The sequence below is a fragment of the Bradyrhizobium sp. USDA 372 genome (assembly GCF_053629095.1).
In genome coordinates this window covers 360,716-378,903 of sequence record NZ_JBRJHR010000001.1, presented here as the reverse complement: position 1 = coordinate 378,903, position 18,188 = coordinate 360,716, and the positions used below count along the sequence as shown (strand labels likewise).

18 protein-coding genes are annotated in these 18,188 nt (G+C 64.8%); 8 read left to right on the top strand and 10 right to left on the bottom strand.

The genetic code is table 11. From position 1 onward, the window contains the following. Positions 1-62: 62 nt before the first annotated feature. Both AB7M16_RS01830 and AB7M16_RS01825 read right to left on the bottom strand, forming a co-directional pair. On the bottom strand, positions 63-923 hold the full coding sequence (locus tag AB7M16_RS01830; RefSeq protein ID WP_453942979.1) for a DUF2147 domain-containing protein: 861 nt from the start codon (positions 921-923) through the stop codon (positions 63-65). A gap of 167 nt (positions 924-1,090) precedes the next feature. Further along, positions 1,091-1,882, bottom strand: coding sequence for a transporter substrate-binding domain-containing protein (locus AB7M16_RS01825; RefSeq protein ID WP_172789615.1), 792 nt, complete (start codon positions 1,880-1,882; stop codon positions 1,091-1,093). A 115-nt stretch (positions 1,883-1,997) separates the two neighbouring features. On the opposite strand from AB7M16_RS01825, the gene AB7M16_RS01820 reads away from it, so the two are divergent. After that, positions 1,998-2,495 carry a DUF1993 domain-containing protein gene (locus AB7M16_RS01820; protein ID WP_453947112.1) on the top strand — a complete coding sequence of 166 codons (498 nt, stop codon included), beginning with the start codon at positions 1,998-2,000 and terminating at the stop codon, positions 2,493-2,495. Positions 2,496-2,674: 179 nt separating this feature from the next. On the opposite strand, the gene AB7M16_RS01815 is transcribed toward AB7M16_RS01820, so the two are convergent. From AB7M16_RS01815 to AB7M16_RS01790, 6 genes are all read right to left on the bottom strand, one after another. Continuing rightward, complete coding sequence (locus tag AB7M16_RS01815; RefSeq protein ID WP_453942978.1) at positions 2,675-3,187, bottom strand: hypothetical protein; 513 nt, start codon at positions 3,185-3,187, stop codon at positions 2,675-2,677. 166 nt (positions 3,188-3,353) lie between these two features. Beyond that, positions 3,354-4,343 (bottom strand): hydroxyacid dehydrogenase, encoded by a 990-nt coding sequence (locus AB7M16_RS01810; RefSeq protein ID WP_453942977.1) that lies wholly within the window; start codon positions 4,341-4,343, stop codon positions 3,354-3,356. Positions 4,344-4,374: 31 nt separating this feature from the next. After that, on the bottom strand, positions 4,375-5,475 hold the full coding sequence (locus AB7M16_RS01805; protein WP_212257103.1) for an ABC transporter ATP-binding protein: 1,101 nt from the start codon (positions 5,473-5,475) through the stop codon (positions 4,375-4,377). 20 nt (positions 5,476-5,495) lie between these two features. Next, on the bottom strand, positions 5,496-6,407 hold the full coding sequence (locus AB7M16_RS01800) for a carbohydrate ABC transporter permease (RefSeq protein ID WP_061881679.1): 912 nt from the start codon (positions 6,405-6,407) through the stop codon (positions 5,496-5,498). Continuing rightward, positions 6,407-7,345 carry a carbohydrate ABC transporter permease gene (locus tag AB7M16_RS01795; RefSeq protein ID WP_172789619.1) on the bottom strand — a complete coding sequence of 313 codons (939 nt, stop codon included), beginning with the start codon at positions 7,343-7,345 and terminating at the stop codon, positions 6,407-6,409. The genes AB7M16_RS01800 and AB7M16_RS01795 overlap by 1 nt, the downstream gene beginning before the upstream one ends. 125 nt (positions 7,346-7,470) lie before the next feature. Beyond that, positions 7,471-8,811 carry an ABC transporter substrate-binding protein gene (locus AB7M16_RS01790; protein WP_172789620.1) on the bottom strand — a complete coding sequence of 447 codons (1,341 nt, stop codon included), beginning with the start codon at positions 8,809-8,811 and terminating at the stop codon, positions 7,471-7,473. Positions 8,812-9,276: 465 nt separating this feature from the next. Here AB7M16_RS01790 and AB7M16_RS01785 point away from each other — a divergent pair, with 465 nt between their 5' ends. Continuing rightward, positions 9,277-10,074 (top strand): Spy/CpxP family protein refolding chaperone, encoded by a 798-nt coding sequence (locus tag AB7M16_RS01785; protein WP_453942976.1) that lies wholly within the window; start codon positions 9,277-9,279, stop codon positions 10,072-10,074. A 112-nt stretch (positions 10,075-10,186) separates the two neighbouring features. Further along, complete coding sequence (locus tag AB7M16_RS01780; protein WP_172789622.1) at positions 10,187-10,564, top strand: response regulator; 378 nt, start codon at positions 10,187-10,189, stop codon at positions 10,562-10,564. Positions 10,565-10,599: 35 nt separating this feature from the next. On the opposite strand, the gene AB7M16_RS01775 is transcribed toward AB7M16_RS01780, so the two are convergent. Both AB7M16_RS01775 and glk read right to left on the bottom strand, forming a co-directional pair. Beyond that, a complete protein-coding gene (locus AB7M16_RS01775) occupies positions 10,600-10,812 on the bottom strand; it encodes a hypothetical protein (RefSeq protein ID WP_172789623.1) in 213 nt (70 codons plus the stop codon). 138 nt (positions 10,813-10,950) lie between these two features. Next, entirely contained in the window at positions 10,951-11,922 is a 972-nt protein-coding gene (gene glk, locus AB7M16_RS01770; RefSeq protein ID WP_453942975.1) for a glucokinase, read from the bottom strand. A 267-nt stretch (positions 11,923-12,189) separates the two neighbouring features. Here glk and pncA point away from each other — a divergent pair, with 267 nt between their 5' ends. The 5 genes from pncA to AB7M16_RS01745 all read left to right on the top strand — a co-directional run bounded on the left by pncA (position 12,190) and on the right by AB7M16_RS01745 (position 17,887). Beyond that, positions 12,190-12,816 (top strand): bifunctional nicotinamidase/pyrazinamidase, encoded by a 627-nt coding sequence (gene pncA, locus AB7M16_RS01765; RefSeq protein WP_172789625.1) that lies wholly within the window; start codon positions 12,190-12,192, stop codon positions 12,814-12,816. 16 nt (positions 12,817-12,832) lie between these two features. Beyond that, a complete protein-coding gene (locus AB7M16_RS01760; protein ID WP_453942974.1) occupies positions 12,833-13,948 on the top strand; it encodes an alpha/beta fold hydrolase in 1,116 nt (371 codons plus the stop codon). 142 nt (positions 13,949-14,090) lie between these two features. After that, complete coding sequence (locus AB7M16_RS01755) at positions 14,091-16,124, top strand: NAD(+) synthase (RefSeq protein WP_453942973.1); 2,034 nt, start codon at positions 14,091-14,093, stop codon at positions 16,122-16,124. A 30-nt stretch (positions 16,125-16,154) separates the two neighbouring features. Next, positions 16,155-16,538 carry a GrlR family regulatory protein gene (locus tag AB7M16_RS01750; RefSeq protein WP_453942972.1) on the top strand — a complete coding sequence of 128 codons (384 nt, stop codon included), beginning with the start codon at positions 16,155-16,157 and terminating at the stop codon, positions 16,536-16,538. A gap of 86 nt (positions 16,539-16,624) precedes the next feature. Beyond that, positions 16,625-17,887, top strand: coding sequence for a DUF1236 domain-containing protein (locus AB7M16_RS01745; protein ID WP_453942971.1), 1,263 nt, complete (start codon positions 16,625-16,627; stop codon positions 17,885-17,887). The last annotated feature ends 301 nt before the right edge of the window (positions 17,888-18,188 follow it).

Sequence of the window (18,188 nt, the reverse complement as noted above, 5' to 3'; positions counted from 1 at the left end):
GGACAAAGCAAAGGGGCCCGGATCGCGGGCCCCTTTTTTTGGTCGGCGCGCCGGAGCCGAACTCAGTTCACCCGCGTCCAGGTCTGGCCGCCGCAGAACATGCCGCCGAAGGCGCAGCCCTGAACGCGTAGCCGGTCGGTGCCCTTCATGGCAATCGTCGAATCGTAGGTCGAGCCCGAGTTGGGATCGAGGATGCGGCCGGACCATTTCTGGTCCTTGCCGGGCCTCATGTTGATCAGCACCTGCTCGCCGTTCTGGTTCGACTTGCTGTCGACCGAATAGCCGCAGAGGTTGGTGCCGCATTGCTCGATGCGGACCTTGCCTTCCTTCTCCTCGGTAAGCCAGACGCCGACCGGCGAACTGAGGTCGCGCGTCGGCGCAGCCGCCGGAGCAGGGGGCGCGACGGCAGCCTGAACGGGAGCGGGGGCAGGCGCCACGGCGGGCGGCGGAGGCGGCGCCGGCGGAGCGGCAGCCACGGTCGGGGCGGGCGGCGGGGCCACGGCGGGCGCGGCCTGCTGCTCGGCCGGAGCAGGGGCCGGAGGCGGGGCAGGCGGCGGCGCAACGGCGGTTTGGGCCGGCGTGGTGGCGGCGGTCGCGGCCGGCGGGGGGGCCGGCGGGGCAGGAGGCGGTGCGACGGCGGCAGAAGCGGGCGCCTGTACGGCTGCGGGCGGCGCAGCAGGAGCGGGAGCTGGTGCCGGAGCAGCCGGCGCTTGCGGGTCGACCGTGGCCTGCTGCGGCGCCGTCTCGTTCTTCTTGGCCTTCTTGGGCTTGCTCTGGCCGGTGTTGTCGTAGACGCCGGGGATCTGCACCGTGCCGCGATCGGGATCGATGCGGATGGTGTGCCCGCCATATTCGAACGTGTACTGTGCCTGCGCGGCGGTGCTCGCCAAAAGGAATGCGGCCGTGGCCAACAGCTTCCTCATTTCCGTCTCCTGAACAGGTGGTCCCGCACCGACGCTTACGCGCCGGCTCGCTTGCAAAAAGTGATCTAGATCACTGTCGTTGCTGTGAGTCGTCTTCCGGCGGTTCCGGGTTCAATAGGCCCGGAGCGGGTCCAAAGTTTGGCCGGGCAAGCAACAGGAGGACGCGCCTAATCGAACCAGGCCGCGTAGATCTTCTTGTAGGTGCCGTCTTCCATCGCAATGTGCAGCCACTGGTCGACGAAGGCCTTGAGCGCCATGTCGCGCTGGATCCAATAGGCCTTCTCCGAAAAATCGAACGGCTTTTCCGGATGCACCGCGCAGAGCACGCCGGCGTGCTGCTTCTGCTGGTAGCGTGTCTCGGAAGCGTCCGTCATCATCAGATCGGCATTGCCCTTGGCGATCTCGTCGAAGATCACGGTATTGTCTGGGAAGACCGTGATCTCGGCCTCCTTGATGTTGGCGCGGGCGAAGCGTTCGTTGGTGCCGCCGGGATTGACGATGATGCGGGTGCCCTTCTTGTCGATGTCGGGCAGCGTCTGGTACTTGCCGACATCGGCGCAGCGCGCGATCGGCGTCTTGCCCTCGCGCATGATCGGTGTGGAGAAGAGGCCTTTCTTCTGGCGATCGAGCGTCACCGACACGCCGCCCATGGCGATGTCGAACTGGTCGGATTCGAAATCCTTCATCAGCTTCGGCCAGGCCGTCGGCACGAATTCGACCTTGACCCCGAGCGCCTTGCCGAGCGCTTCCGCCATGTCGACGTCGAAGCCGGAGAAACGCTGCGTGGTCTTGTCCAGATAGGTGAACGGCTTGTAGTCGCCGGTCATGCCGACGCGCAAGCTGCCGCGCTTGACGATCTCGTCGAGACGCGAGGGCGCCTGCTGCGCTTGGGCCGAAAGGCTCGCCAGCAACATCACGGCCAAGGCCGCCAAGACTCGAACGGATATTCGGACCATCATCTCTTTTCCACCCCTGCGCGAGCTGTCATTGTACAGCCGTCGGACGTGGATTTAGACCAGATGCCCGTCGCTGGCGAGGCAGAAATCGAAGGGAATCCTTGAGGTGACGATTTCGATGTACGAGGTCTCCGTCGGCCTGTTCGTGCCCAATTTGCGCAACCTGTCGGCACTGCTCGACAAGGGCGTCGCTTATGCCCAGGCCCGCAAGTTCGATCCGGCGATTCTGCTCGGCATGCGCCTTGCGCCCAACATGTACGATCTGGCGCAGCAGGTCGGCGAGGCCTGCCGCCATGCCACGGTCGCGCCGGCTCTGCTGGCGCAGTGCGAGCCGGTCGCGCTGCCCGCGCTGGAGCACGACATGGCCGGGCTGCAGGCGCGCATCGCAACGTCGATCGAGTTCATCGAGAGCTTGCCGCGCGCGGACATCGATGCGGCGGCAGAACGGAATGTCTTCTTCAGGCTAAAGAACGGCACCGAGCTGCCGTTCACGGGGCGGGCGCTGCTGCTGACGTTCAGCGTCCCGCAATTCTTCTTCCACGTCACCACGGCCTACGACCTTTTGCGGCACGCCGGCGTCGAGCTGGTGAAGAAGGATTATCTGGGAAGGAAGTAGCGGCAGGCTCGATGTCCACCTCTCCCCAGCGGGGAGAGGTCGGATTGCGTAAGCAATCCGGGTGAGGGGCCGCAATGCACAGTAAGACCTTAACCCCTCACCCGGATCGCATCTTCGATGCGCTCCGACCTCTCCCCACGGGAGAGGTGAAGAGAGACCTGGTGTGAAAGCCAGCTGGCCTACGCTTCGCCCTTGCGCTCGTAGTCGGCAAGCGAGCTGCGGCCGGCGATCTCGCTGCGCAGCTCTTCGAAGCGCCGCTGCGCCTCGTCTTCCTGGGTGTCGACGAAACGCACCGCGGCCTCGCTTGTCATGGGACCGCTGACCACGGGCGCGGACTGCTCGCCGATGGTCTCGTGGACGTAGTACTGCCCGTCATCGCCGCGATGGACCGTCCACTTCAGACGGATCGCGACCATGGGCCCCGGACCGACCTTGCTGTAGCCGTCGGCATCGGTGTGCTCGGGCACCAGCGGCTGCTCTTCGACCACGGGATGATGCTCTTCGGCTGACGGATGCTCTTCGATCGCCGCATATTCGTCGACGACCTGATCCTCGTCGGTGTCCACGTGCTGGCGCTCTCCAGCCACCACGATCTCGGTCTCGGTCTTGCGAATGACCAGAACGGGCTCGGGGTTCTCCAAAATACTGGCGATCGTCGCCAGCGCGTGGTCGGTCGGGTCGATTTCTGACAAGGCTCCATCCTCCAGCTCGCCGCGTTGGCCAGTCTGTCCCACTGCCGCCGCAGCCGGGAACATTACGCGCGTTTGATTAAGGCTGAGTTGGGGCCCGATCTGCACCAAAATGGGACGCTTTCTGGCGTTCCGAAGGCGGGCGCATGAGCCGCCCGCCATCGCGACGTCAGCCCAGCACATCCTGGTTGATGACGTTCTGCCTGATAGGATCGCCGTCCAGCACGCTCAGGATATTGCGCGCGGTCTGCTCGCTCATGCGGCTCACCGCTTCGACCGTGACGCCGGCGACGTGCGGGGCCATGATGACGTTGGGCAACGCGAACAGCGCGTTGCTGACCGGCGGCGGCTCCACCTCGAACACGTCGATGCCGGCGCCGGCGAGCTTTCCGGATTTCAGTGCGTCATAGAGCGCCGCTTCCTTCACGATGCCGCCGCGCGCGGTGTTGATGAGGTAGGATCTAGGCTTCATGCGGCCGATCCTGTCGGCATCGAACAGGCCGACGGTCTCCGCCGTCTTCGGGCAGTGGATGGTGACGAAGTCGGCGTGAGGCAGCGCGGCGTCGAGGTCGGTGACCGGCTCGCATCCGGCGGCCTTGATGTCGGCGGCTGCCTTGTAGGGATCATAGACCTGCACCTTCATCTCGAACGCCAGACAGCGCTTGGCGGTGCGGCTGCCGATGCGGCCGAAGCCGATGATCAGCACGGTCTTGCCGTAGAGGTCGAACGGCAGCATGCCGAGGCGGTCGGCCCAGGTGCCCTCCTTGACGCAGGAATGCAGCTCCTGCGCGCGCTTGGCCAGCGTCAGCATCATGAACAGCGCCGCCTCCGCAACCGAGGGCGAGTTGGCGCTGCCGGCGACCATCAGCGGCACCTTGCGGCGGGAGAGGGCGGGCACGTCGACGGCGTCGTAGCCGACGCCGATGCGGGTCACCACCTTCATGTCGCGGGCGGCCTCGAGCTCGGTCTCGCCGAAGGCGGTGGCGCCGAGTGCCACGCCATGAACCGGCGCATGGCTCTTTAGCAGCGCCTCGAAATCCCTGGCCGAGATCAGGTTCGGAAACTCGACGAGCTCGATTTCATCCCGCTGGGTGAGGAGGGCACGTGCCCCTTGCGACAAGGTTTGTGTAACGAAAATCTTCTTCTTGTTGGTCGCCATCGCTCCCCTGCCTGCGCTTTTTGAGGCGGCGTCATAGCACGACGCCGGTCTCCTCATTTAGCAGGTGCATGTTGTTGAGGTCCATCGCCAGGCGCATGGGTGCCCCGTCCTTGGCGCCGGCATTGGGATCGACGCGGCCGCAGACCGGCGTGCCATCGAGCCCGAAATAGACCAGCGTCTCCATCCCCATCGGCTCGGTGACGTCGAGCACGGTGTCGAACGTCTCGACCCCTGGACCCAGATGCGCATGCGACTCCGTGAGATGCTCAGGCCGGATGCCGAGCAGCAGCTTGTCGGTGCGCGGCAACGCGTTGTAGCGCGCGGCGCGGGCCGGCGGCAGCGCGAAGGCGATGCGGTCGGTGAGGCGGAGTTGAAGCGTGCCGGCGACATCCTCGAGCCGGCACGGGATGAAGTTCATCGCGGGCGAGCCGATGAAGCCCGCCACGAAGCGCGTCGCCGGCTTGTGATAGAGCTCGTTCGGCGTGCCGATCTGCTCGATCTTGCCCTTGTTCATGACGACGACGCGATCGGCCAGCGTCATCGCCTCGACCTGGTCGTGGGTGACGTAGACCGTGGTGGTGCGCACCTTCTGGTGCACCTTCTTGATCTCGATCCGCATCTGAACGCGCAGCTTGGCGTCGAGGTTGGACAGCGGCTCGTCGAACAGGAAGACCTTGGGATTGCGCACGATGGCGCGGCCCATGGCGACGCGCTGGCGCTGGCCGCCGGAGAGCTGCTTCGGCTTGCGGTCGATCAGGTCGGTGATGTCGAGAAGCCGGGCGGCTTCGGTCACCCGGGCCTTGATCTCGGCCTTGGGGTAGTGCTTGAGGCGCAGCCCGAACGACATGTTCTCGGCGACCGTCATGTGCGGATACAGCGCGTAGTTCTGGAACACCATGGCGATGTCGCGGTCCTTCGGCGGCACGTCGTTGACGACGTCGCCGCCGATCATGATGTCGCCGTCGCTGATGTCCTCGAGGCCCGCGATCATGCGCAGCGTGGTCGACTTGCCGCAGCCGGAGGGGCCGACCAGCACGATGAACTCATGGTCGGCGATGTCGAGGTCGATGCCGCGCACGGCTTCGACATCGTCGTAACGCTTGACAACCTTCCGCAAAGCAACGTCAGCCATCGAACTTCAGCTCCTCGTCATCAGCCCTTTGTCGCGCCGGCGGTCAGGCCGGCAATGTAGTAGTCCATCAGGAATGCGTAGATGATCAGCGGCGGCGCGGCGCCGAGCAGCGCGCCGGTCATGATCTGTCCCCAGTTGAAGACGTCGCCCTTGATCAGGGTGGTGGTGATGCCCACCGGCAGCACGAGCTGGTCGACCGACGTCGTGAACACCAGGGGATAGAGGAACTGCGCCCAGGACACCGTGAAGGCGAAGATGGTCGCGGCGATCAGCCCGGGCAGCGCCACCGGGATGAAGATCCGTGTCAGCGTCTGCAGCCAGGAGGCGCCGTCGATCAGCGCGGCTTCATCGAGCTCCTTCGGGATCGAGGCGAAATAGCCGATCATGATCCAGGTGCAGAACGGCACCGTCAGGGTCGGATAGATGAACAGCAGCACGTACCATCTGTTGAGCAGCGTGATGCCGGTGTAGTCCTGGACCAACGCCAGCATCTTGAACAGCGGGATGAACAACAGGCTGTCCGGGATGAGGTAGGTGAGGAAGACGCCGGTTGCCAGCGTCGTCGAGCCCCAGAACTTCATGCGTGCCAGCGCGAATGCCGCGGGAACGCTGATCAGCATGGTCACGAGGACGACGGCGAGCGAGACGATCGACGAATTCCAGAAGAAGCGCAGGAACTGGTTGGAGGTCAGGAGCTCGACATAGTTCGACAAGGTGGGGTGAAACACCCACCAGGGATTGGTCGCCGCCGATATTTCCGCGCTGCTCTTGAGCGAGGTGATCAGCATGTAGATCGGCGGCGTCAGGAAGAAGATCGCGAACAGCACCAGGAAGAAATAGGACCAACGCAGCGCCCAGGCGCGGTCCCGGCTCATGCTGCCATACTTGACCTTGCGCGACGGTCCGGCCTTGTCGATTGCAAGCGTGCTCATCAGGCTTCATTCCCGCGTTTGGAGACATCGCGCAGGATGAAAATCGCTGCGATGGCGAGGATCGGCACCATGAACAGCGAGACGCTGGCGCCGAGCGGAATGTCGCTGCCTTCGATGCCGACCTTGAAGGCCCAGGTGGCGAAGATATGCGTCTGGTCGAGCGGGCCGCCCGAGGTCAGGATGCGGACGATGTCGAAATTGGCGAAGGTCACGATCAGCGAGAACAGCGCCGTGATCGCGATGATGTTCCGCATCATCGGCAGCGTGATGTACCAAATCTTCTGCCACCAATTTGCGCCGTCGATCGCCGCGGCCTCGTAGAGCTGGTCCGGCACCGATTTCAGCGCGGCCAGATACATGATCATGAAGAACGGCGCGCCGTACCAGATGTTGACGAGGATGACGGAAAAGCGCGCCCACACATTGTCGCCGAGCCAGTTGATCGGGCCGATGCCGAAGAACGAGAGCGTGTAGTTGAAGGCGCTGTAGGAGGGGTCGAACAGCCACAGCCAGGCCAGCGTGCTCATCGCCGGCGGGATCACCCAGGGCACCAGCAGCATGCCGCGCCATTTGCGCTGCCCCTTGGCCGGAATGTTGTGCACGAAATGGGCGACGATGAATCCGATCAGCGCCTTGAAGAACACGGCCGTGACGGCAAAGATGCAGGATTGCTTCACCACCATCCAGAAGGTGTCGCGCTTGAACAGGAACAGGAAGTTGCCGAAGCCGACGAACTTCTGCATCGACTTGTTCAGCGTCGCGAGATGGACGGAGTAGACGGCGGGATAGAGCACCAGAAGCGCTATCAGCAGGATCAGCGGCAGCGTCAGGAAGAACGCGACCGTCGATTTTCGTCCCAGGACATTGCGAAGGCTGGCCGGCTTGCGCGCGCGCGCCGCACGGACCGCTTGACCTTGCTCAACGACGACATCGGCCATGGCGTAGCTTTCTCGGAAATTGTCGACTGGCGAAGCCGGCCCGATCGGCCGGCTTCCTCGATTGGCGGCGCGCGATGCGTGGCGGCTCACGCCTCGAGCGTGAACCGCCTGGCACTCGCCCGGCATCAACTCCGCATGAAGCCCTCGCACTCGCCTTCGGCCCAGGCGAGCGTGGCCTCCATCTTTTCGCCCTGCGCATAGCGCAGCGCCATCTTGGTCAACGTCGCCTGGAAGTAGATCTGCTGCGCGATCTTGGGCGGCGCCGGAGACGCCGCGATCGACAGCGTCTGATGATTGTTGGGATTCGGATAGTGATACAGCGTCCCCTTCGGCGGCGCTTCCTCGGCCCAGGTCTTCAGCGTCGTCATGTTGGCGTAGGCGGGCAGATCGTAGCCGCCGCTCGCCGCGACGAACTTTTCGATCGACGACGGCTGCGACAGGTAGGTGAGGAGGCTCTTGGCCGCTTCCTTGTTCTTGCTGAAGCTCCAGAGACCCCAGAAGTACGGCAAGTAGGGTGCGAAGCGGCCCTTGGGCCCGGACGGCATGCCGTGGGTCCAGCACTGCTCGGCGATCTGCGGCGCGTCGCGCCTGGCGACCGCCCAGGCGCTCGGCGGATTCAGGATCATCGCGCCGCGGCCCGAGATCAGCCATTTGTTGTTGGAGGCATCGTCCCAGGACGGAGCGTCCGGCGGCAGGAAGGCGATCAGCTTCTTGTAATATTCGAGCGCCTGACGAACGGCATCGGTCTTCACCGTGACGTCGCCCTTGGCGTTGACGAGCTCGGCACCGAACGACTGGAAGATCGCGCCTGCGGTGTCGACGCTGTCAGTGGTTTCGCCGAGGCCGATCCCGAATGGCACGCCGCCCTTGTGGCAGGCCTCGGCCGCCTTGAGGAAGGTCTCCAACGTCCAATTGTCCGCCTTTGCGGGCGCGCCGGCAGGGTACAATTCCTGCACGTCGATGCCGGCATGCTTCTTCATCAGATCGATGCGTGAGCAGGGCCCCTTGATCTGGCTTCCCGGGATTGCGGGAACGGCGAGCCACTTGCCGCCGGCCTGGCCGAGATATTTGACGGTGCCGTTGACCTCGCCGTTCTGCTTGATGAGCGGCTCCATGACGTCGTTCACCGGCTCTAGATTTTCAGAGTAGGCGTGCGGCCACCAGGTCGGCATCTGCAGGATGTCGTGGCCGGATTTCGCCTGTGCCTCGGCAGCGACCGTGAGCTGGATCTTGTTGTTGTTGCTGGTGATGTAGTCGATCGAGACGTCGACCTTCTCCTTTTCGCCCCATGCTTTGACCATGGCGGTGGAGGCGTCGTTGGCATTCGGCACCCAATGGTCCCAGAAGCCGATCGATAGCTTGCCGGCGGCGTAAGCGCCCCGGACATAGGGCGCCGAGATCAGCGCCGCGGAGGACATTGCAGTGGCAGCCACAAATTGACGTCGCGTCAGTGTCTTGCGTGACATCTCGTTTCCTCGCTTGGGTGTTGTTGTTGGAGTTTCCTCTGAGACTTCTTTCTTGAGTTCTTGTTGCTCGATTTTCTTGTTGGTGCCGTCGGCAGGCGTGAGGCAATTCACGCAGGTCGCGGCAAATTGGTAGCGCGATCAGATCATGATTGATCGCATCTGTCGAGAAAGCCGAATGGCTTCGCGTCTAAAACTAATGGTGTGCCCGGAAACGTCGCAATGCGTGGCGAACGATGCGGCTGCAGGCGCGGCGCACGGTGTTTTTTGCGACGCACACTTCGCGCCAAACGGTCTCAAACGCTGTCGTGCGCATTTACGCCGCAGTTTGGATAAACGCTTCGCGTGAAAGACTTTTCGGGCGTGGACAGCAATCGGCCGCGTCTGGACCTCGAAGCGGCGGAAACGATAGAGTTGCGCCTGGCGGCTGACTCCCGCTGATAGGCGAGATTGATGATGGAGATGAGAATGATCAAACCGGCGCCACTCGCGCGGCTTCACCTGCGGCGATGCCTGGCGCTGGGGTCCGTGCTCGCGCTGTTGCTCGGGGCAGCAGCGGTGGCGAATGCTCAAGGTCTCGTCAAGGGCGTTCAGGAAGGCGCGGCGGCCGGCAACAAGGCGGCAGGTCCGGTCGGCGGCGTGCTCGGTGGCGCCATCGGCGGCGTGGTCGGCGTCTTCACCGGCGTGCTCGGCGTCGGCAACAATAGCAATCAGGCGCCGCCGCCCAAGGAGGCCGGCAAGGACACGGCCAAGGATTCCAAGCAGCCGGGCGGGGCCAAGGACAAGGACGCCAAGAGCGCCAAGGGCAAGGGCGCCAAGGCGACCAAGGAGGCGAAGAACGCGCCGCAGGACAACAAGGGCAAGGACAACAAGGAAGTCACGGTTCTGACTCAGCCCGGCGCGCCGCAGCTGACCGCCGAGCAGATCGTCGCCAACAGCGATTCCTACATCGAGCGGATCAAGAGCCAGCTGAACCTCACGCCGGATCAGGAAAAGCACTGGTACGGATTCTCGAGCGCGATGCACTACCTCGGGCATAATGGCGCAGAGCGGCTCAACCTGCGGATTGCGCGCGCCAAGCGCGATCCGCCCGACGACATCATCGAGCAGATGCGCAACGAGGCCCAGTTCCTGATCGATCGCGCCGCCGATCAGCGCAACGTCGCCGACGCCGCCGAGCCGCTCTTTTCGAGCCTCGACGACAAGCAGAAGCAGGTGTTCATCCAGGAGATGGTGCACCTCAGCCACGAGCGTGGGCTGGATTGATCAAGTTGAATCGGTTCGGGCGCGTCTGAATTAACGGCGCCCGCCACGAATTCGTGTATCCACAGCGCAATTCGGTTATGCTTAGCTTCGCAAGGCTGATTGCGGGGTTGATATGGCGGACGGACTCTCCGTTTTCCTGGTCGAAGACGAGGCGTTGATCCGGATGATGATCGCCGACATGGTGGAGGAGCTCGGCCACCACGTCGTTGCGGAGGCAGACAATGTGCGCGACGCCAGCGCCTTTGCCATGACCGCGCAGTACGATCTGGCCATCCTCGACATCAATCTGATGGGCGTCTATGTCGATCCCGTCGCCGACCTGATCGAACGTCGCGGAAAGCCATTTCTGTTCGCCACAGGCTACGGTCCGGAGCTACTGCCGTCCCTGCTTCGGCGCAGGCCGATCCTGCGCAAGCCGATCGCGATGGATCAGCTCAAGGCAATGATCGATTCCATGTTTCCCGAGCCGTCAGCCAAAATCCCGAGCTGACCGATCGCGCCTTTGGCGCATGGCCGGAGAGGGGCTCAACCGGCAGGGGTGCGGCCGTTCCTCAGCACCCTGGCAATGGTGTGAGCCGTCATGGCCGCGCGGTCCGACGCGCGCTGGGCAGCCAGCTGGTCGCGGGCCTTTTCCTCGATCAGGAGCTCGATGAGCGCCAGCCGCTTGTCTTCGCTGTCCGCTTCGCGCAACAGGCGGTGATAGCGATGATAGTCGAAACCCGGATCCTGCTTACGCATGTCACGCCCCCGCAACTACGCCACACACGGGGAGATTGTTTCTCATCGGGAACACGCAGGCAAGCACGAACCTGCGTGGAACCGCCGGTAGGCTGAATCAGCTGTGCATGAGGGGAACTCGCCGCGCGGAGGTCGCCCTCAGCCGGGATTGTGCTCGGCAAACATCGTCAGGCCGAGGAAGCTCGCATCGGGCTTGATCACGAGCCTGGTCGGGATATTGCGCAAATAGGCCTGAAACCGTCCCTTGGCTTCAAAGCGCGCCCGGAACGCGGAGGCGGCGAGGAACTCGCGGAAGCGCGGCACGATTCCGCCGGCAATATAGACGCCGCCGCGGGCGCCGAAAGTCACCGCGAGATTGCCGGCGACCGAGCCGAGGATGGCGCAAAACATCTCCAGCGTCGCGCGGCTGACCGGACAGCTGTTCTCCAGCGCAGCCTTGGTGATCGCGGCGGCATCGCGATGCGGCACCTGAACGCCGTCGATCTCGGCCAGCGCCTCGTAGAGGTTCTGCAGCCCGGAACCCGAGAGGGCGCCGCGCTCGATGGAGACATGGCCGAGGCGCCGGCGCAAGCAGGCGATCACGCGCTCCTCGCGCTCGTTCTCGGCCGGCAGGGTCGCATGTCCGGCCTCAGTGACGACGGCCAATCGCGAACCATGGCGGTCGACCAGGCAGGAGACACCAAATCCGGTTCCGGGCCCTACGACCAGCAACGGCTCTCCGGGCAAGCCGTCGCCGCCGCCGAGCGGGACCAGGTCGGAAGACTCCAAGGCGGGCAGGGACCAGGCCACCACCTCGAAATCGTTCAGCACATGGACGCTGTCGAAGCCGAGCGCGCCCTGCAGCTCGTTGCCGTCGATGACCCAGGGGCTGTTGGTCATGACGCAGCGATTGTTGGTGACGGGACCTGCCACGGCCAGCACCGCGCGATGGGGCTGCTCGCCGTTCGACCGGCGCGCCAGCACGTCCGCGATGGCTTCTCGGACGGTCGGGAAGTCCGCGACCTTGACATAGTCGATCGGTCCGGTCTGACCGCTCGGGCTCAGCGCGAAGCGCGCATTGGTGCCGCCGATATCGGCGAGAAGAATTTTTCCGGTCTTGCCGATATTCATGGCCTCATCGCCGCCACGACCTTCAGGCCCTGGCAGCCCTGTCCTCCGCTCCTTCGACCCGATCCGCCTGGCGCGGGCGGTGCGAGAATCTGCCCTTGGGTGCGCCTAGTCAACACGGACGAGGTCAAACCGTTGCATCGTGGCGGCTTGCACTGACCAATTCGCGCAGCTGCCGCGCGCGCCAGTGGTTGCGAAGCAGCGCGGGAAGGCCGACACTGAGCTGGCTCGCCCGGTGCCCTCGCGCCCGGCAGATCGAATGGGACGGCGATGAAGATTTCCGACCGCGACGTGCTGCTGGTGATCGACGTACAGAACGACTTCTGCACCGGTGGGGCGCTCGCCGTTCCCGGTGGCGAGAAGGTCGTCCCCGCCATCAACAGGATCGCCCAAAAATTCGCCAATGTGGTGCTGACGCAGGACTGGCATCCGAGCGACCACGCCTCGTTCGCGCCAAACCATGCCGGCAAGCAGCCGTTCCAGACCATCGAGCTCGACTACGGACCGCAGGTGCTCTGGCCGACGCATTGCGTGCAGGGCACGGCCGGCGCGGAATTTCATCGCGATCTCGACGTGACGCGGGCGAGCCTCGTCGTGCGCAAGGGCTTTCGCCGCGGCATCGATTCCTATTCGGCGTTGTTCGAGAACGACCATCGGACACCGACCGGGCTGCTGGGTTATTTGCGCGAACGCGAGCTGAAGACCGTCTTCGTCGCCGGCCTGGCGCTGGACTTCTGCGTCCGCTTCTCGGCGGAAGATGCGCGCAAGGCGGGGCTGGAAGTCGCCGTCATCGAGGATGCCTGTCGCGGCATCGATCTCGACGGCTCGGTCGCGGCGACCCATCGGAGTTTTCGGGACCTCGGCATTGCTGTCGTGAGCCTCGAGGCGTTTTTGTGAGGATGTCGAGGTAGCCATGGTGGACAAGACCGCCAAACCGCCACGCGGGCCAGGGCAGGCTCCTGATGATCCGCGGCTCTGGCCGTTTGCGGCGGCGCAGCTCGCCATGGATGCCTGCTTCTGGTGGCTGGAGCGGGCACCCGAGAAACAGGGTGACAGCAGCCTGCCATGGACGACGCCGAGCCGCGTTGCGCTGGAGCTCGCAACGGTGCGCTTGCGCGATTGCTCGCAGACCCGGTCCGGCCAGCCGGCAATGGTCTGCGCGCCCTATGCGCTGCACCGGGCCCTGATCGCCGATTTCGCCCCAGGCCACAGCGTGGTGCAGTCGCTGCAGAATGGCGGCATCGACCGGGTCTATCTCACCGACTGGCGATCGGCGACGCCTGACATGCGCTATCTCTCGATCGACAGCTATCTCGGCGATCTCAACGTCGCCATCGATGAGATCGGCGCTCCGGTCGATCTCGTCGGGCTGTGCCAGGGCGGATGGCTGTCGCTGCTCTATGCCGCGCGCTTTCCAGCCAAGGTGCGGCGGCTGGTTCTCGTCGGTGCTCCCGTGGACCTGTCGATCGAGTCCTCGCTGTCCCGGCTCGCCCGTAACGCACCCGAGCTGGTCTATGACCAGCTCGTCGCGCGCGGCGGCGGCAATGTCAGCGGCGAGGAGATGCTGCGCTTCTGGTCCAAAGCGCCTGACCACGACGATATCGTGGCGGCATTGCAGCGGGATCTCTCGGACGCGCAGGGCGCCGAGCTGCTGGCGCGGTTCGACCATTGGAACGCCGAGACGCTCAACCTGCCGGGCACTTATTATCTCGAGATCGTCAACGCGATTTTCCGGAAGAACCGGATCGCCGAGGGCAGTTTCGTCGCGCTCGGCCGCCCGATCGATCTGAAGGACGTCAGGGCGCCGATCTTCCTGCTCGCCGGGCTCGACGACGATGTGGTGCCGGCGACGCAAGCGCTCGCCACGGCCGGCCTCGTCGGCACGCCACCAGCCTTCATCGCGGCAGCGTCCGAGCCCAGCAACCATCTCGGCCTGTTCATGGGCGCGCGCACCCATGCGCACGCCTGGCCCCGGATCGCCGGGTGGCTGCGCAGCGATCTGCCCGGCGTGCTGGCCCGCAGCGCCTGAGCTCGCGGGCATAGGACCGGCCGAGGCGCAAATCCGTTATGCATGATGCGGGATGGCCTGCACGGGGCCAGATCGATGGGCTACATATGACCGGAGCTGACGGCGGCGGCCGCCGGCAAGAGACTTAAGGGTGCTGCGCTCGATGACTTTCCACTCGATTTACGCCCATGGATTTGCGCGCGTGGCGGCCTGCGTGACCACCTCCCACGTCGCCGATCCCACGGCCAACGCGAAAGCCGTCCTGGCGGCGGCCAATGCCTGCCATGAGCAGTCGGTCGCGGTTGCCGTGTTTCCCGAGCTGTGCCTTTGCGGTTATGCCATCGAGGACTTGGTGAAGCAGGATCCGCTGCTCGATGCGGTCGAGCGCGGGCTCGCAGGTATCGTTGAGGCCTCCGCTGGGCTGATGACGGTCCTGATCGTCGGGGCGCCGCTGCGCTTTGGCAATCGCATCTACAACTGCGCCGTCGTCATTCATCGCGGCAACGTCCTCGGCGTCGTGCCGAAATCTTACTTGCCGACCTATCGCGAGTTCTACGAGGGACGGCATTTCGCCTCCGGTGCCGGCATCGCCGGCGAGACCATCGCCTTTGGCGGCATGCATGCGCCGTTCGGCGTGGATCTCCTGTTCGCGGCCGAGGACGTTCCAGGCCTCACCATCGGCGTCGAGATCTGCGAGGACATGTGGATCCCGGTGACGCCGGCCTCGGAGCTCGCGCTTGCGGGCGCGAGCGTGCTGATCAACCTCTCGGGCAGTCCGATCACGATCGGCCGGGCGCGCTCGCGCGCGCTGCTGTGCCAATCGACCTCGGCGCGCTGCCTCGCAGCTTACGTCTATTCCGCAGCCGGGGCCGGGGAATCCACCACCGATCTCGCCTGGGACGGCCAGACCTCGATCTACGAGAACGGCGTGCTGCTGGCTGAGGGCGAGCGGTTCCGCCAGGGCGGCCAGATCACGCTGGCCGACGTCGATCTCGACCTGCTCAGGCAGGAACGCGCGCTGATGGGAACGTTCGACGACAACAGGCGGCAGCGCGAGGCATTTTTCCGCAAGGTGACATTTGCCCTGAAGCCGCCGGCGGCCGATATCGGCTTCCTGCGCAAGGTCGAGCGCTTTCCGTTCGTGCCGAGCGATGAGAGCCTGCTCGAGCAGGACTGCTACGAGGCCTACAACATCCAGGTCGCCGGGCTGGTGCAGCGCATGCGCGCCACCGGCACCAAGCGCGTCGTGATCGGCGTGTCGGGCGGCCTCGATTCCACCCATGCCCTGATCGTCGCCGCCAAGGCGGTCGACCTGCTCGGTCTGCCGCGCGACAACATCCTGGCCTACACCATGCCGGGCTTTGCGACCGGCAGCGAGAGCAAGACCAACGCGCTCGCGCTGATGAAGGCGCTGCAGACGAGCTGGCAGGAGCTCGACATCCGCACCACGGCGACGCAGATGCTAAAGGATATCGGCCATCCCTTCGGCAAGGGCGAGAAGGTCTACGACGTCACCTTCGAGAACGTGCAGGCGGGCCTGCGCACGGACTATCTGTTCCGGCTCGCCAACCATCACGGCGGCATCGTGATCGGGACCGGCGATCTCTCCGAGCTTGCGCTCGGCTGGTGCACCTATGGTGTCGGCGACCAGATGGCGCACTACAACGTCAACGCCGGCGTGCCGAAGACGCTGATCCAGCATCTGATCCGCTGGGTGATCTCCTCGAAACAATTCAGCGACGACGTCAACCGGACCCTCGGATCGATCCTGGCGGCCGAAATCTCGCCCGAGCTCGTGCCGGTCGAGGCCGGCCAGAAGCCGCAGAGCACGGAAGCGTCCGTCGGACCTTACGAGCTGCAGGATTTCAACCTGTTCTATACGCTGCGCTTGGGCATGCGGCCGTCCAAGATCGCCTTCATGGCGCTCCAGGCGTGGAAGGACGTTGCCAAGGGGGAATGGCCGCCGGCATTCCCCAGCGACCGGCGCAAGGCCTATGATCTGCCGGAGATCCGCCGCTGGCTGGACGTGTTCCTGCGCCGTTTCTTCGCCTTCAGCCAGTTCAAGCGCTCGGCCATGCCGAACGGACCGAAGGTCTCGGCCGGCGGCTCGCTGTCGCCACGCGGCGACTGGCGCGCGCCCTCGGATTCGAGCGCGGCGGCATGGCTCGAGGATCTCGAGCGGAACGTACCGAACTGATCGGAGCAGCGGATCGGGTGGGATGATCGGATGACGGCTGGCGATGAGGCGGAAGCGGGTGAGGAGGCCCGGGTCGTCAACGGCCTCTACATCTTCGACATCGAGATGCGGGACGGCAAGCGTGGGCAGGCCAGGGGCGTGGTCATGCTCTGCGACGGCCGCATCATGGGCGGCGACAGCTACTTCTACTACACCGGCAGCTACACCTTCCGTAACGGCAAGTGGCGGGGCGACATGATCGTCAACCAGCACACCGAGGCAGTCGGCAGGACGCTCGCATTCGGCGGCCGGGAGGTCACCTGCGGCTTTTCCGGCGTCTATTTTCCCGGGGGTGCGGAAGTCGAAGGCATGGCGCTGGTCGGCAAGACCACGGTGACATTCACGGCTCGCCTCACACTGAAGGACGCGATGTAGGCCTGATCCGTCGTCGTTCCTGCTCAGGAACCTTCGCACCCACAGAACGTTCGCGTCTGTTGTTGTGATTTTCGAGGAGAGGGATCATGCGCCGGCACTTGATGTTATCGACTGCTGCTATCGGACTGATGCTTGCTTCCGGAGTTGCCTACGCCCAGGCGCCCGGCGAGCGCAGGGACGAACCAAGACGGACCGAGGAACCGGCGAAGGGCGCCGGTCCGCAGCGCGGCGGAGCCCAGGAACGTGTTCAGGAGCGCGCGCAGGGCGCTCAAGAACGACTGCAGGGCGCGGGCCGCGAAGAGAAGGGCGGCGCTGCCAAGCAGGAGGCGAACGACGACAAGCGCCAGCCGGCCAGTTCTGCCGAGCGCAATCAGCCGAAGGGGAAGGATCAGGCACAAGAATCTCGCGAACCTTCGCGTGATCGCAACCGGGAGGCGGAGAGCACCAAGCCGGGACGCGACAGCAAGAGCAGCGCCGATACCAGGCAGGACAAGTCTGCGCCGCAGAAATCAACCGCAGAGTCCGAGAAATCCAAGACGGGGCCGGCGGGCGCAGCTGGCCAGCAGAACGAGCGGGCGGGAGCGACAGCCAACCAGAACGAGCGCAACCAGACCCAGCCGCCGCGCAATGCCGCCGAGCAGCAGCCGCCGGCGCAACAGAACAACCGGCCGGCCACCGCGACGGATACCAGCCGCACGGCTCCGACCAACAATGCACAGACCGCGCCCGGCTCCACGGGCACGCAAACCAATCAGGCCAACCAGACCACGCAGACCAACACGCAGGTCAATCAGCAGGCCCAGATGACGACCGAGAGGCAGGTGCGGATCTCCGAAACCGTGAGCCGCGCGCGCCTCGCGCAGCCGGAGCGCAATCTGAACATCTCGATCCGGGTCGGCGAGACCATTCCCTCGCGCGTACGTCTCCATCGGCTTCCACCCGAGATCGTCTCGATCGAGCCGCAATATCGGGACTACGAGTACTTTGCCACGGAGGACGACGTCGTCATCGTGGAGCCGCGCACCCATCGCATCGTCAGCCAGGTGCCGCGCGATCCGTCGCGCGCCCGCGCGCAGATGAGCGGCAGCGCGTCGTCGAGCATGGCGGCAGCCGGCGGAAGCAATGTGAACTGCCAGATCATGCGGCGTGATGCCTCGGGCAATGTGGCCCAGGCGGAACCTTCGACCGTTGGCTCGACCGCGCGCACGGATTCCCTGAGCGTGACGGTTCAGATGCCCGGCGGCGGCTCGTCCGCGCCGATTGCGCTCGGCGCTGCCGCGGGGAATATCGTGGTCGCGACGCAAGGGCAGGGCGACTGCACGGTGACGATCGAGCCGCAGACGCGCTAAGCGCCGAAACAAAAGAGGCGCTGAAACGACAACGCGCCGCCCGGATGCCCCACCGGACGGCGCGTTGCTGCGTTCAATCAAAAAAGTTTCGAGGTCCGGAGTGCCTAGGAGTCCGGACCTCGTCACCTTGCCCCAGCCTTCAATCCCCCGCCCCATGTGGTCCCCCAACCCCATGTAGCGCGATCAGAGGGTGATGCCCGTGGAAGTGGCCGCCGATCGATGTCCCGCGATGTACGCGAAGGTCGGCTAGGATTCCATTCCGGATCACTACGGACACGATAGCGCTTGCCATGTGCCCGTT

What these genes read in the sequence shown, in the direction of transcription:
- AB7M16_RS01830 (WP_453942979.1), bottom strand. Translation starts at nt 923, where the DNA reads ATGAGGAAGCTGTTGGCCACGGCCGCATTCCTTTTGGCGAGCACCGCC.
- AB7M16_RS01825 (WP_172789615.1), bottom strand. Translation starts at nt 1,882, where the DNA reads ATGATGGTCCGAATATCCGTTCGAGTCTTGGCGGCCTTGGCCGTGATG.
- AB7M16_RS01820 (WP_453947112.1), top strand. Translation starts at nt 1,998, where the DNA reads ATGTACGAGGTCTCCGTCGGCCTGTTCGTGCCCAATTTGCGCAACCTG.
- AB7M16_RS01810 (WP_453942977.1), bottom strand. Translation starts at nt 4,343, where the DNA reads ATGGCGACCAACAAGAAGAAGATTTTCGTTACACAAACCTTGTCGCAA.
- AB7M16_RS01805 (WP_212257103.1), bottom strand. Translation starts at nt 5,475, where the DNA reads ATGGCTGACGTTGCTTTGCGGAAGGTTGTCAAGCGTTACGACGATGTC.
- AB7M16_RS01800 (WP_061881679.1), bottom strand. Translation starts at nt 6,407, where the DNA reads ATGAGCACGCTTGCAATCGACAAGGCCGGACCGTCGCGCAAGGTCAAG.
- AB7M16_RS01795 (WP_172789619.1), bottom strand. Translation starts at nt 7,345, where the DNA reads ATGGCCGATGTCGTCGTTGAGCAAGGTCAAGCGGTCCGTGCGGCGCGC.
- AB7M16_RS01790 (WP_172789620.1), bottom strand. Translation starts at nt 8,811, where the DNA reads ATGTCACGCAAGACACTGACGCGACGTCAATTTGTGGCTGCCACTGCA.
- AB7M16_RS01785 (WP_453942976.1), top strand. Translation starts at nt 9,277, where the DNA reads ATGATCAAACCGGCGCCACTCGCGCGGCTTCACCTGCGGCGATGCCTG.
- AB7M16_RS01780 (WP_172789622.1), top strand. Translation starts at nt 10,187, where the DNA reads ATGGCGGACGGACTCTCCGTTTTCCTGGTCGAAGACGAGGCGTTGATC.
- AB7M16_RS01775 (WP_172789623.1), bottom strand. Translation starts at nt 10,812, where the DNA reads ATGCGTAAGCAGGATCCGGGTTTCGACTATCATCGCTATCACCGCCTG.
- glk (WP_453942975.1), bottom strand. Translation starts at nt 11,922, where the DNA reads ATGAATATCGGCAAGACCGGAAAAATTCTTCTCGCCGATATCGGCGGC.
- pncA (WP_172789625.1), top strand. Translation starts at nt 12,190, where the DNA reads ATGAAGATTTCCGACCGCGACGTGCTGCTGGTGATCGACGTACAGAAC.
- AB7M16_RS01760 (WP_453942974.1), top strand. Translation starts at nt 12,833, where the DNA reads ATGGTGGACAAGACCGCCAAACCGCCACGCGGGCCAGGGCAGGCTCCT.
- AB7M16_RS01755 (WP_453942973.1), top strand. Translation starts at nt 14,091, where the DNA reads ATGACTTTCCACTCGATTTACGCCCATGGATTTGCGCGCGTGGCGGCC.
- AB7M16_RS01750 (WP_453942972.1), top strand. Translation starts at nt 16,155, where the DNA reads ATGACGGCTGGCGATGAGGCGGAAGCGGGTGAGGAGGCCCGGGTCGTC.
- AB7M16_RS01745 (WP_453942971.1), top strand. Translation starts at nt 16,625, where the DNA reads ATGCGCCGGCACTTGATGTTATCGACTGCTGCTATCGGACTGATGCTT.